The organism is Pseudomonas sp. NPDC089428 (assembly GCF_044749325.1).
Classification (GTDB): Bacteria; Pseudomonadota; Gammaproteobacteria; order Pseudomonadales; family Pseudomonadaceae; genus Aquipseudomonas.
This window is the reverse complement of the sequence record NZ_JBIVHT010000001.1, coordinates 511,419-524,339: the sequence shown is the minus strand read 5'-3', so window position 1 is coordinate 524,339 and position 12,921 is coordinate 511,419. Positions and strand designations below refer to the sequence as shown.

Annotated in this window: 12 protein-coding genes and 2 riboswitches; of the genes, 10 read left to right on the top strand and 2 right to left on the bottom strand. The window is 64.9% G+C overall.

Annotation, left to right across the window (positions count from 1 at the left end; all coding sequences use genetic code 11):
* Positions 1-52: 52 nt before the first annotated feature.
* Positions 53-1,105 carry a vanillin reductase gene (calA, locus tag ACIPZ5_RS02705; protein ID WP_261940542.1) on the bottom strand — a complete coding sequence of 351 codons (1,053 nt, stop codon included), beginning with the start codon at positions 1,103-1,105 and terminating at the stop codon, positions 53-55.
* Between the two features lie 180 nt (positions 1,106-1,285).
* Between calA and ACIPZ5_RS02700 the strand changes: the two genes are divergently transcribed.
* The gene (locus tag ACIPZ5_RS02700) at positions 1,286-2,191 is read left to right on the top strand and encodes an AraC family transcriptional regulator N-terminal domain-containing protein (RefSeq protein ID WP_400806505.1); all 906 of its coding nucleotides are present in this window, start codon (positions 1,286-1,288) and stop codon (positions 2,189-2,191) included.
* A 147-nt stretch (positions 2,192-2,338) separates the two neighbouring features.
* On the opposite strand, the gene thpR is transcribed toward ACIPZ5_RS02700, so the two are convergent.
* Complete coding sequence (gene thpR / locus ACIPZ5_RS02695) at positions 2,339-2,884, bottom strand: RNA 2',3'-cyclic phosphodiesterase (protein WP_400806504.1); 546 nt, start codon at positions 2,882-2,884, stop codon at positions 2,339-2,341.
* A gap of 132 nt (positions 2,885-3,016) precedes the next feature.
* On the opposite strand from thpR, the gene ACIPZ5_RS02690 reads away from it, so the two are divergent.
* From ACIPZ5_RS02690 to ACIPZ5_RS02650, 9 genes are all read left to right on the top strand, one after another.
* A complete protein-coding gene (locus tag ACIPZ5_RS02690) occupies positions 3,017-3,787 on the top strand; it encodes a hypothetical protein (protein ID WP_400806503.1) in 771 nt (256 codons plus the stop codon).
* Between the two features lie 155 nt (positions 3,788-3,942).
* Positions 3,943-4,842, top strand: a complete 900-nt coding sequence (lpxO, locus tag ACIPZ5_RS02685; RefSeq protein WP_085674219.1) for a lipid A hydroxylase LpxO — start codon at positions 3,943-3,945, stop codon at positions 4,840-4,842.
* 92 nt (positions 4,843-4,934) lie between these two features.
* On the top strand, positions 4,935-5,279 hold the full coding sequence (locus ACIPZ5_RS02680) for a carboxymuconolactone decarboxylase family protein (RefSeq protein WP_027919898.1): 345 nt from the start codon (positions 4,935-4,937) through the stop codon (positions 5,277-5,279).
* A gap of 78 nt (positions 5,280-5,357) precedes the next feature.
* A complete protein-coding gene (locus tag ACIPZ5_RS02675) occupies positions 5,358-5,927 on the top strand; it encodes an N-acetyltransferase (RefSeq protein ID WP_343595086.1) in 570 nt (189 codons plus the stop codon).
* Between the two features lie 34 nt (positions 5,928-5,961).
* Positions 5,962-6,168: riboswitch (cobalamin riboswitch) on the top strand.
* A 106-nt stretch (positions 6,169-6,274) separates the two neighbouring features.
* The gene (locus tag ACIPZ5_RS02670) at positions 6,275-8,392 is read left to right on the top strand and encodes a TonB-dependent receptor (protein ID WP_400806499.1); all 2,118 of its coding nucleotides are present in this window, start codon (positions 6,275-6,277) and stop codon (positions 8,390-8,392) included.
* Between the two features lie 209 nt (positions 8,393-8,601).
* On the top strand, positions 8,602-9,768 hold the full coding sequence (locus tag ACIPZ5_RS02665) for a DUF1624 domain-containing protein (RefSeq protein WP_400806496.1): 1,167 nt from the start codon (positions 8,602-8,604) through the stop codon (positions 9,766-9,768).
* Between the two features lie 28 nt (positions 9,769-9,796).
* A riboswitch (cobalamin riboswitch) is annotated at positions 9,797-10,001 on the top strand.
* Positions 10,002-10,109: 108 nt separating this feature from the next.
* Positions 10,110-11,120, top strand: coding sequence for an ABC transporter substrate-binding protein (locus ACIPZ5_RS02660; protein WP_400806494.1), 1,011 nt, complete (start codon positions 10,110-10,112; stop codon positions 11,118-11,120).
* Positions 11,120-12,133, top strand: coding sequence for a FecCD family ABC transporter permease (locus tag ACIPZ5_RS02655; RefSeq protein WP_400806491.1), 1,014 nt, complete (start codon positions 11,120-11,122; stop codon positions 12,131-12,133). The genes ACIPZ5_RS02660 and ACIPZ5_RS02655 overlap by 1 nt, the downstream gene beginning before the upstream one ends.
* Positions 12,130-12,918, top strand: coding sequence for an ABC transporter ATP-binding protein (locus ACIPZ5_RS02650; protein WP_400806489.1), 789 nt, complete (start codon positions 12,130-12,132; stop codon positions 12,916-12,918). Before ACIPZ5_RS02655 ends, ACIPZ5_RS02650 begins: the two co-directional genes overlap by 4 nt.
* Positions 12,919-12,921: the final 3 nt, after the last annotated feature.

Here is a 12,921-nt window from a genome sequence, read left to right as displayed (position 1 = left end):
GGCCGCGGCGCGCACCGGAATGCCCTGCGAAAAAGGCCGGCAAGGGCAGCGATCAGCCCTGCAGGGTGGCCATGTCGATCACGAAGCGGTACTTCACATCGCCGGCGATCATGCGCTCATAGGCCTGGTTGATGTTGCGGATGTCGAGCATCTCGATGTCGCAACGGATGCCATGCGCGGCACAGAAATCCAGCACCTCCTGGGTTTCAGCGATGCCGCCGATCAGCGAACCGGCCAGCACCCGACGCTTGAGCACCAGGTTGGCCGCATGTACGGCCGGGTCGATCGGCTCGATCAGGCCGACCAGAATGTGCACGCCGTCGAACTTCAGGGTTTCCAGGTACGGGTTGAGGTCGTGCTGCACCGGGATGGTGTCGAGCAGGAAGTCGAAACGGCCGGCGGCGGCACGCATCTGCTGGTCATCGGTGGACACGATGACGTGGTCGGCGCCCTGACGGCGAGCTTCCTCGGCCTTGGCCGGGGAGCGGGTGAACAAGGTCACTTCGGCGCCCAGGGCCTTTGCCAGCTTGATGCCCATGTGGCCCAGGCCACCCATGCCGAGGATACCGACCTTGTGGCCGGGGCCGACGCCATGGTGCTTGAGCGGCGAATAGGTGGTGATGCCCGCGCAGAGGATCGGCGCCGCGCTGGGCAGGTCCATGCCGGCCGGAATACGCACCACGAAGTGCTCGCTGACGACGATGCTGCTGGAGTAGCCGCCCATGGTATTGCTGCCATCGACCCGGTCCGGGGTGGCATAGGTCATGGTCGGGCCTTCCAGGCAGTATTGCTCCAGGTCCTTGGCGCAGGCTTCGCAGTGGCGGCAGGAATCGACCATGCAGCCGACGCCGACCAGGTCGCCGACCTTGTGCGATGTGACCTTGTCGCCCACGGCGGTGACCCGGCCGATGATCTCGTGGCCAGGCATCAGCGGGTACACGGCGATGCCCCACTCGTTGCGCGCCTGGTGGATGTCGGAGTGGCACACGCCGCAGTAGAGGATCTCGATGGCGACGTCGTCCGGGCGCGGTGCGCGGCGCTCGAAGGTCATGGGGGCCAAGGGGCTGGTCGGGGTTTGGGCGGCGTAGCCGATGGCAGTGTACATGGGGGACCTCACAGGGAAGTGAAACGATTCAGGCCACACATTCTGCTCGCCAGCGCCCTCCCCGCCCACGGCTGATTCTCCGGCATCCATGCCTGATCCTCCGGACTTGATCTCGAGCATCTGGCGCTGAGCGGCCAATCTGCGATGATGACACTGTCTGATTCTCTGCCCTGGTTCATCATGCAACTGACCCGCCACGTCGACGCCAACGCCCCGCTGTGTGCGCTGATCCGCATCCTCGCCACCCGCCCGGGCTTCGTGCCCACGCACCTGGCCCAGGTTCAGGTACTGAGCTGGGACCACTACGTGGCCAGCAGCCCGCAGATCTACGAGCCGAGCCTGATGATCCTGGCCCAGGGCAGCAAACTGGCGCGCCTGGGGCCGCGTACCCTGGAGTACGGTGCCGGGCATTACCTGGTGCAGGCGCTGTCGGTGCCGTTCATGTGCGAGACCTTTGCCACCCCCGACGAGCCGCTGCTGGGCGTGGCGGTGGACATCGACCGCGGTGTGCTGGGCGAGCTGGTGCAGAGCATGGACCTGGCACCCGACCCGGCAGTACAGGCGCAGACGCCACAGTCGATGACCTCGGCGGCGCTCGATGCACCGATGCGTGAGTCAGTGGAGCGCCTGCTGCGCTGCCTGCAGGACCCGGTGGACGCCAAGGTGCTGGGCCCGGCGCGTATTCGCGAGGTGCTGTATACCGCCCTGCGCGGCCCCCAGGCCGGGGTGTTGCGGGCGCTGGTCGAGCAACAGGGCCACTTCGCCCGCATCGGTGCGGCCCTCGCCCATCTGCGCGAACATTACACCGAGCCGCTAAGCGTCGAAGCGCTGGCCACCCGCGCCAACATGAGCGTGTCCACGTTCCACGAGCACTTCAAGCGCTGCACCGATATGGCACCGATGCAGTACCTCAAGCGCCTGCGTCTGCTCAAGGCGCAGCAGATGCTGATCGGGGAAGGGTTGGGGGTGGCGCAGACGGCGCACCGGGTGGGCTATCAGAGCACCTCGCAGTTCAGCCGCGAGTACAAGCGCCAGTTTGCCCGCAGCCCTGGGGATGAACTGCCTTACCAGAGCTTGCCGGTCTGACGGGTATCACGGCTTGTGCTGCGCGGGGTTTGGCATGGGAGTTTTGTCGCCTGGGAGATCAAGCGCCGCCCGCGCGGCGCTCGATCTCACAAGCGACAAACAACCAAAGGCGCCCCACAGGCCCTCAACCAGATCACCCGCCCGGCGCTAATCCGCCAAAGACCACTGCGCCAGCGGCCAGTATCGCCCTTTGCGCGACTCGTACAGGGTGAAATGCCTGGCAGTGAGGAAGAACTCTGGCGCCACGCCCGCCTCCGGAGCCTGGCCACGAAAATCCCGCGACAAGGTGAGGTGCGGACGGTACTCACGGGCCTGCTCTTCGAACCCCATGGGCAATAACGCCTGCTGCAAGCCATAAACCAGTTGGCGCAAGGCGGCGGGCGTTTCCTGCGGTTCCAGCACCAGCACATTGGCGCGCTGCCAGGTTTTCAGCTGATCCAGCAGCAAACGCAATGGCGCACCCGGCCGCGCCAGGTTGTCTACCGCCGCACAAATGGCAGGCACCTGAGCCGCATCCACATCACCGAGAAACTGCAAAGTCAGATGAAAATTGTCACTGGGCACCGGCTTGCCGCTGCGCAGGTTCAAGCCGCGTCGCCACTGGGCGATAGCGCGTCGCTGATCGTCACCCAGTGGCAGTGCAAAGAACAGGCGCTTGAACGGTTGATCACGGCCTTTCGACTCGCGTTGCATAAATACTCCCTGACTTCTCACTCGACTCGACATCACAGGGTAGCGCAACGGTCACCTCGTAACTCTGCGAGTAGTTCAAGACGTTGGCCCAGTTGAAACTGACGCCTCAAACAAACAGCAGGAACATCAACCATGAGCAACATCCGCGAGCAGCAAATTTCAGCAAACCTCATGACCGCGAAAGTCCATTTCCGCGGCGCGGAAAGCCAATTCATCGCTGACCGACTCGATAGCCTCGATCTGAATGGCCAGCGGTCTTTTGCCGGGGTACATGGCAATATCGAAGTCGACGGCAGCAGAATCAGTCTGTCATTCCCTGCTCACCAAGCCGTGTCAGGCCAGCGGTTCAAAATTGGTGAAGACAAGAATGTCCGTGCCTCGTTCGAGACCATTGATGGTGTTATCAAAGCGACTTCCGGTGAGGTGGAAATCGTTGGCTGGAACCCCGTCAGCGGTATGCTGAACATGGCGTTTTCTTTTGAGGCAGAAGAAGTAAAGGTCACAAGCGGTGAAGTGTCCTTCACTATCGAAAGCGGCAATCTGGGCAGTCGCGTCGAGGCCACTATCACACCTGCGGCATTACCAATGGGCAACCTTATCGCAGACCAGATCAGCCTCACGTGCATTGATGACGATGGCTACCTGCTATCTGCGACTCAAATGGAAGGTAACTCTGCGCAGGGGCTCAGGATGTTCATCTACCCAAGCGATCCTATAGCTATCTATAGGCCGCTCTTCATCATCGACTCCGGATTGGTCGATCTGCAGGGTGTCACGGGCGATTTCGTGTGGGATGAGCAGGCCGGCACACTCTCCGGCTCGTTCAAGGACGGAGTATTTGTCTACAAGGGGAAAGAGCACGTCGTAGCGAGCACATCCTTTAGCGTAACCCTTGACCGCTAAGGTCACGACATGGTTCTCATGGCAGGCCTGGCACAAGCGCAAGCTGTACCAAGGTCTGCCATGACCGTGCAACTTTTCCTACAAAGCATCCTTTCGATTGTTTATGCTGGCGGGCTTAGCCATCGCAAATGGCCACTTCTGACACGTGTCCGCCCATGAAAATTGCACTCGTACTGATCTTCGTCCTCTCGATCGCCTATGTTCACCTGCGCGGTCGGGTACGCCACAAGCTGACCCGTCAGCTGGGCGACCACTCCAGCTTCCTGGCCCCGGTCAACAGCTTCCTGTACCTGTTCTCCAAGCACCCGGCCAAGCCCTACCTGCCGGTCGAGGCGTTCCCCGAGCTGCAGCCGCTCAAGGACCACTGGCAGGAGATCCGAGCCGAAGCCCAGCAACTGCTGCACGTGGGCGAGATCAAGAAGTCCGACAATTATGACGACGTCGGTTTCAATTCGTTCTTCAAGACCGGCTGGAAGCGCTTCTACCTGAAGTGGTACGGCGAAAGCCACCCGTCGGCCATGACCCTGTGCCCACGCACCACCGAACTGCTGCAAGGCATCGGCACGGTCAAGGCGGCGATGTTCGCTACCCTGCCACCGGGCGCCAAGCTGGTCCGTCACCGTGACCCGTATGCCGGCTCGTACCGCTTCCACCTCGGCCTGGACACGCCCAACGATGACGGCTGCTACATCGATGTGGACGGCGAGAAATACTCCTGGCGCGATGGTGAGGGCGTGGTCTTCGACGAGACTTACATCCACTATGCAGCCAACACCACCGAGCACAACCGCATCATCCTGTTCTGCGACATCGAGCGCCCGCTGAAGTATCGCTGGGCCACCGCGTTCAACCGCTGGTTCAGCCGTAACGTCATGGCCGCTGCCGCCGCACCCAACGATGCCGGCGACAAGACCGGCGGCATCAACCGCCTGTTCACCCGCATCTACAAGATCCGCGAGCGTGGCAAGGCGCTGAAGAAGCGCAACCGCATGCGCTACTACCTGGAGAAGTGGCTGGTGGTCGCAGCCCTGGTGCTGGTGTTCGTCTACATCTGATGGCCCCCTTGCGCCTGTCACCGGCTGCCGGCGACAGGCGCAAATTCGACTAGCCTGAAAGCTCCTCCCGCAACCTCCCCAAGGTGAAGACGATGAGCATGATGGACTGGGACGCCTACCGTAAGCAGTTGATGGCCGGCATCGGCGATCTCAAGCAATTGTCCCCCGACACCGTGGCCGGCTACATGACCGCCAGCGGCGCGGGTGCCAAGACCAACCACCTCGACGCCAAGACCCGCGAACTGATCTCCCTGGCCGTGGCCGTCACCACCCGCTGCGACGGCTGCATCGCCGTGCACTCACAGCAAGCCGTCAAGCACGGCGCCACCCGCGAGGAAATCGCCGAGGCTCTGGGTGTGGCCGTGGCGATGAACGCCGGGGCCGCGCTGGTCTACTCGGCCCGCGCCATGGATGCGGTGGGCAAGGCCAACGGCTGAAGGCAAGCGGCGTCGCCGCCCTTGCGCGACGGCGCCGCGCCACCCAGACTTGGCGGCCTAGCCATTGCAGGAACCGCCATGATCCACATCCGCCCCATGACGCCCGAGGACTTCGAGCGTTTCTGGCCGACCTTCCAGGCCATCGTCCAGGCCCGCGAAACCTACGCCTTCGACCCCGAGCTGAACCTCGAGCAGGCACGCCAGCTGTGGCTGCAACTGCCCCTGCACACGCTGGTGGCCGAAGCGGATGGCGAGCTGCTCGGGTCCTACTACCTCAAGGCCAACGCCGCCGGCCCGGGCGCACATGTCGGCAATTGCGGCTACATGGTCTGCGAGGCCGCCCGTGGCCGTGGCGTGGCCCGGCTGATGTGCGAGCACTCGCAGAAGCTGGCGCGCCAGGAGGGCTTCCTGGCGTTGCAGTTCAATTCGGTGGTGGCGAGCAACGAAGTGGCCGTGGCGCTGTGGACCAAGCTGGGCTTCGAGACCGTTGGCCGGCTGCCCAAAGCCTATCGCCATGCCCGCCTGGGTTTGGTCGACTGCCTGGTGATGTACAAGTGGCTGGCCGATGAGCCAGTGGTGGAAAAGCCGCCGCTGCTGATCGGGCGCAAGAACATCGAGGCACGGGTGTCGCGCCGCCGCGGGCGCTGACACACGCATTTGACGCACTGGCCATTCAATGGTCAGATGCGCGCCAGTTTCAGGTGTCCTGCGCCGCCGTGCGCAGGGTGAAACGGGAAGCCGGTGCGTCGTGGTCCACGACAAGTCCGGCGCTGCCCCCGCAACGGTAAGCGAGCGATGCCTTCGACACACCACTGTGCGCCAGCATGGGAAGGTGAAGGCCTCACGACCCTCGCAAGCCCGGAGACCGGCCTGAAGCGCTACTTGGCAACCCGCGGTGGGCGGGCGCAGGCCGGTATCCGCGTGCGCCTGCGTACGGGGTGCGCCTTTGCGTGTTTTCCACCGGGATCCATTCATTCCTGCAGCAGTGGAACGACATGTCCCGATTGATCAAGCTTCATCCCCTGGCGGCCTGCCTGGCCGTTACCCTGCCAGCCCTGGCCGACGAACCGGTGCTGAACCTCCCCTCCACGGCCATCACCGATACCCGTGACCCACAGCGCGTCGACCTGGCCACGCCGACCGAAGCCGGCTCACGGCTGCACCTCAGTGCCCTGGAAACCCCAGCCAGCACCAGCAACATCACGGCCGAACAGATCGAGCAGCGCAACAACCTCACCGTGCAAGACGCCGTGACCCGCTCGCCCGGCATCACCTTCATCGGCAACCCAGGCGATGGCGGCACCGGCCTGTCGGCACGCGGCTTCGCCGGCCATGGTTCGGTGATGACCCTGTTCGACGGGGCGCGCCTGTACACCGGGGCCGGCACCCAGACCTTCCCGGTCGACCCGTGGATGGTCGAGCAGATCGACGTGATCCGCGGCCCGGCTTCGGTACTGTATGGCGAAGGCGCCACCGGGGCGGTGATCAACGTGATCCCGAAAAAACCGTTCACCGGCGACATCCATAACCGCCTGCGCCTGGGCTACGGCTCGTGGGATCGCCAGCAGCTCGGCCTGGACAGCGGTGGCAGCCTCAGCGAGCGCCTGAGCTATCGCCTGACCCTCAACCAGCAGGCCGGCAACGGCTGGGTCGACCGCACCGATTCACGTAGCCTGGCCCTGAGTGCTGCACTGCGCTTCGATGCCAGCGACGACCTGAGTTTCACCCTGGCTCACGAGCGCGGCGACGCCCAGCCCGCCAACTACTACGGCACGCCGCTGATCGACGGCCATTACCGCAGCAGCCTGCGCAAGAAGAACTACAACATCCAGAACGACGTACAGCGCTACCACGACGAGTGGAGCCGTTTCACCACCGACTGGGCGATCAACGACCACCTCAGCGCCAGCAACCAGCTCTACTACATCAAGAGCCGCCGCCACTGGCGCAACGCCGAGAACTACAGCTGGGACGCCGGGCGCGAGCAGCTGGAGCGCCAGAGCTACCTGGAGATCAAGCACAACCAGGAGCAGGTCGGCGACCGCCAGACCTTCAGCTTCGACCACAGCCTGCTTGGCCTGGCCAGCAAGACGCTGGTCGGTGTCGAGTACAACAAGGTGCGCTTCAACGTCGACAGCAACCGGCCCTACAACGATGTGGGCGGCGACTTCATCGACCCGTGGCAGCCGAGCCCTGGCGGGTTCCACAGCGATTCGCCGACCCGCCCGCAGACGCTGTCCAGCACCCACACCTTCGCCCTGTTCGCCGAGAACCGCCTGCAACTCAGCGAACGCCTGTCGCTGGTGACTGGCGTGCGCCGCGACCAGAACCATATCGACCGCGACAACCTGGTCGACGGCAGCCGCAACGACCGCAGCCTGCAAGGCGGCAACTGGCGCGCCGGGTTGGTGTTCGCGGTCAGCGACGACCTGTCGCTCTACGGCCAGTACTCCACCAGCGAGGACGGCGTGGACAACCTGGTCAGCCTCAGCCCGACGCAGATGCACTACGACCTGACCGAGGCTAAGCAGACCGAACTGGGCCTCAAGCAACGCTTCTGGGAGGGCCGTGTCGAGTGGACGCTGGCGGCGTTCCATATCGTCAAGCGCAAGCTGCTGGTGGATGACCCGATCACCCACGAGGCGCAGCAGGCCGGGCAGCAGACCTCCGATGGCCTGGAGATGTCGCTGGAGCTGGCCCTGGGGCAGCAGTGGCAGGTGTCGGCCAATGCCGCGCTGGTGCGGGCGAAGTTCGATGACTTCGAGGAGGTGGTCGATGGCGTGGCCCAGGACCGTGCCGGCAACCGGCCGGCCAATGTACCGCGGCGCACGGCCAACCTGTGGTTGAGCAAGGGCTTTGGCCAGCAGGTGGAAGCCGGGATTGGCGCACGGTATGTGGATCAGCGCTATGCGGATACTGCCAATAACCAGCATGCACCGGGGTATACCGTGGTCGATGCGAACATCGGCTGGCAGGTGCTGCCGGATGTGCGGCTGGGGTTGCAGGTGAACAACCTGTTCGACCGGGAGTATGTGGCGTCGATATTCAGTGGCGAGCAATGGGTGATGGGCGCACCACGGTCGTATTTCGCCACCGTGGATTACACCTTCTGATTTGAGGGCCTCTTCGCGGGTGAATCGGGGCGCCGAACCGCCGCTCCCACAGGGATTGCAAAAGCTTCAGGCCTGGCACAGTACCTGTGGGAGCGGGCTTGCCCGCGAAGAGGCCAGCTCAGGCAACTCAAAAACTGCTATCAACCGCAAATGAAATAGTTATAAGATAACGTTTCATTTGACATTGATTCCTGCCTGCGACCCTTTCCATGACCAGCGCCTCAGCCACCCCCACCCTGCTTACCCAGCGCCTGCAGAGCATCGATGCCCTGCGCGGCCTGGTGATCCTGTTCATGCTCCTCGACCACGTGCGCGAAACCTTTTTCCTGCACCGCCAGGTCAGCGACCCGATGAGCATCGATGCCACCGACCCGTCGCTGTTCGCCAGCCGCACCCTGGCCCACCTGTGCGCCCCGGTGTTCGTCCTGCTCACCGGCCTGTCCGCCTGGCTGTATGGCGAGAAGTACCAGGGCCGCAGCGATGTCTCGGCGTTCCTGTTCAAGCGCGGGCTGTTCCTGGTGGTGCTGGAATTCACCCTGGTCAACTTCGCCTGGACCTTCCAGCTGCCGCCGAGCGTGATCTACATGCAGGTGATCTGGGCCATCGGCGTGAGCATAATCGCCCTGTCGCTGCTGGTGTGGCTGCCACGCCCTGCCCTGCTCACCCTGGGCGCGCTGATCATCGCCGGGCACAACCTGCTCGACGGCCTGCACTTCGGCGTGGAGTCGGCCATGCATGTACCGTGGGCGATCCTGCATGAGCGTGGCTGGCTGGAAGTCTCGGAGAACCTGCGCCTGCGCACCTCCTACCCGGTGCTGCCGTGGATTGGCGTGATCGCCCTGGGCTATGGCCTGGGCCCGTGGTTCGCCCGTGGCAGCGACGCCGCCGAGCGCCAGCATCGGCTGCTGATGGCCGGCGTCATCGCCCTGCTCGGCTTCATGGTGCTGCGCCTCTACAACGGCTACGGTGAAGCGCCGTGGAGCGGCTATCCGACCATCACCCAGACGCTGATGAGCTTCTTCAACATCACCAAGTACCCGCCTTCGCTGCTGTTCCTGGCCCTGACCCTGGGCTGTGGCCTGCTGTTGCTGCGCGCCTTCGAACGCGCAGGGCTTGCCCGCTGGATCAGCGCCCTGGCGGTGTTCGGCGCCGCGCCGATGTTCTTCTACCTGCTGCACCTGTACGTGCTCAAGTTGCTGTACCTGGCCTGCGTGGCGCTGTTCGGCCTCAACCACGGCGACTACTTCGGCTTCGATGGCATCGGCGCGGTGTGGCTGGCTGCGCTGCTGCTGGCAGTGGCGCTGTACCTGCCGGTGCGCGGGTTCGCCCGGCTCAAGGCGCGCCGGCGCGACATCCGCTGGCTGAAGTACTTCTGATTTAGCGTTTCACCCGGCGGCCGGATCGTCTACCATGCGGGCCGCCGGTTTCCACCACGGAATTAATAGGGAATCCCAGGGCCCGCCCCACAAGGCGTGCCAATCGGAACTGCCCCCGCAACTGTAGGTGCCGAGCCTGCTCCATCGATGCCACTGGATCAACAGATCCGGGAAGGCCGGAGCCGGGCGAGGACGCACCAGTCAGGAGACCTGCCGGCAAACATTCACCAACCGGCGGGGTGTCCGGGATGGCCATCCGTGTTGCCCCTGTACATGCAGGGGATCGGCGATGCCTGTCCGTGCGTTCCTCACCAGAACTGTCCGATAGGAGATCGCCCAGCATGCTGCCCCGTATCGCCATCTTGCTCGCAGGCCTGAGCCTCACCGGCCTGGCCCAAGCCGCCGCCACCCACTACCCGCTAACCCTCGACAACTGCGGCACAGCGCAGACCTTCACCCAGGCGCCCGAGCGTGCGGTCACCATAGGCCAGGCCGGCACTGAAATGCTCTATGCGCTGGGCCTGGGCGACAAACTGGCCGGGACCTCGCTGTGGTACAACAACGTGCTCCCCGAGTACCAGGCGCAAAACGCACAGGTGCCGCGCCTGGCCGACAATGAGCCCAGTTTCGAAGCCGTGGTCGGCAAGCGCCCGCAGCTGGTGGCAGTGCAGTTCGAGTGGATGGTCGGCGCCCAGGGCGCGGTCGCTACCCGTGAACAGTTCAGCGAGCTGAACATCCCGACCTACCTGCTGCCCTCGGACTGCGAAGGCAAGGACAACCTGGTCGGCGCCGACGGCACCCGCCTGCAGGCGTTTCAGATCGAGAGCATCTACAAGAGCGTCAGCCAGCTGGCCGAGATCTTCGATGTGCAGGACCATGGCGCCGCACTCAATGCCGACCTCAAGGCTCGCCTGGACAGCGCGAAACAGCAACTGAGCGGCAAGGACCTGAGCAACACCTCGGCCCTGTTCTGGTTCTCCAGCGCCGACCTCGGCATCGCTCCCTACGTTGCCGGCCGTCAGGGCGTGGCCGATTTCATGCTGCGAACGCTGGGCGTGCGCAACGTGGTCGAGTCCACCGAGGAGTGGCCGACCGTGGGCTGGGAAACCCTGGCCAAAGCCAACCCGACCTGGCTGATCATCGCGCGCATGGACCGCCGCCGCTACCCCGCCGACGACTATCAGAAGAAGCTCGAATTCCTCCACAGCGACCCGGTGACGAAGCACATGGACGCGGTGAAAAACAACCGCATCATCATCCTCGATGCCGACGCCATGCAGGCCGGTATCCGCTTGTTCCGTGGCCTGCAGACCCTGTCTGTGGCCTTCGCCAGCGGCAAAGCGGCGCAGTGATGAAAGCCCTGCCCTACAGCGCTCTGGCCCTGCTGGCCCTGCTCACAGCCGTGCTGGCCGGCACCGCCATCGGCGAGACCAACCTGTCGCCGGGCGTGGTCTGCCAGGTGCTGGCCAACCACCTGTGGCAGGCCGGCTACCCGGTCGACCCGATCGACGCCGGCATCGTCTGGAACTACCGCCTGCCCCGCTCGCTGGTCGCCGCCGCCTGCGGTGCGGGGCTGGCGACCTGCGGGGTGATCCTGCAGGCGCTGCTGCGCAATCCGCTGGCCGAACCTTACCTGCTGGGCCTGTCCGCCGGCGCCTCGACCGGCGCGGTGCTGGTCGGCCTGCTGGGCCTGGGCAGCGCAGCCCTGAGCATGTCCGGCGGCGCCTTCGCCGGTGCCCTGGCGGCGTTCGCCCTGGTGCTGGTGCTGGCCCGTGCCGCCGGACCAGGCGGCAACAATGCCCAGGTGATCCTCGCCGGCATCGCCGGCTCGCAGCTGTTCAACGCCCTCACTGCCTTTCTCATCACCAAGTCAGCCACCGCCGAGCAGGCCAGGGGCATCCTGTTCTGGCTGCTGGGCAACCTCAGTGGTGTGCGCTGGCCGTCGGTGTGGCTGGCCGTGCCGGTGGCCGTGTTCGGGCTGATGGTGTGCCTGTGGCACCGTCGGGCGCTGGATGCCTTTACCTTCGGCGCCGACTCGGCGGCGTCGCTGGGCATTGCCGTACGCCGCAGCCAGTTGCTGCTGATCAGTTGCGCGGCGCTGGTGACGGCGGTGATGGTCTCGATCGTCGGCGCTATCGGCTTCGTCGGCCTGGTCATTCCCCATGCCTTGCGCCTGCTGCTCGGCCCAGGCCATAGCCGCTTGCTGCCGGCCAGCGCCCTGGGGGGTGCGTTGTTCCTGATTGCCGCCGATATCCTCTCGCGCACGCTGATCCCCGGCCAGGCGATCCCGGTGGGCGTGGTCACCGCACTGCTCGGCGCGCCGGTATTTGCCCTGATCCTGGTCAGCCGGAGGGGGCGCCCATGACGGCCATGAACACCGCGCAACTGGCGCCACTCGCGTGCCATGGCCTGGGCTTGCAACTGTCGGGCAACACCGTGCTGAGCAACGTCGAACTCAGCGTGGTGACCGGTGAGACCTTGGCCATCGTCGGCCCCAACGGTTCAGGCAAGTCGTCCCTGCTCAAGCTGCTGGCCGGCTTGCGCACACCCGATACAGGCAGCGTGCAGCTGCTTGGCGAGCCGCTGGCACGCCTGCCGCGCCGGCGTATCGCCCAGGCCCTGGCGCTGGTCGAGCAACAAGCCGACACCCTCGATGCGATCAGCGTGTTCGATGCCGTAGCCCTGGGCCGCACGCCGTGGCTGTCGGCGCTGGCCCCGTTTTCCAGGAAAGACCGCGCCATCGTCGAGCAGGCCCTGGCCGACCTCGATGCCGCGCATCTGCGCGCACGCATCTGGCGTTCGTTGTCCGGCGGCGAGCGCCAGCGCGTGCACATCGCCCGTGCCCTGGCCCAGCGCCCACAGGTACTGCTGCTCGACGAGCCGACCAACCACCTGGACATCCAGCACCAGCTAAGCCTGCTGCAACAGGTGCAGGCACTGCCAGTGACCACCTTGGTGGCCCTGCACGACCTTAACCAGGCACTGACCTGCGACCGCGTGGCGGTGCTCGACAAAGGCCACCTGGTCGCCCTCGGCAAGCCGCTGGAGGTGCTCACCCCCGAGCGCCTGCTGAGCAGTTTCGGCGTGCACGCCCACTACCTCACCGACCCCTTCGACGGCGCGCGCATCCTGCGTTTTCGCGCCCCCTGAACC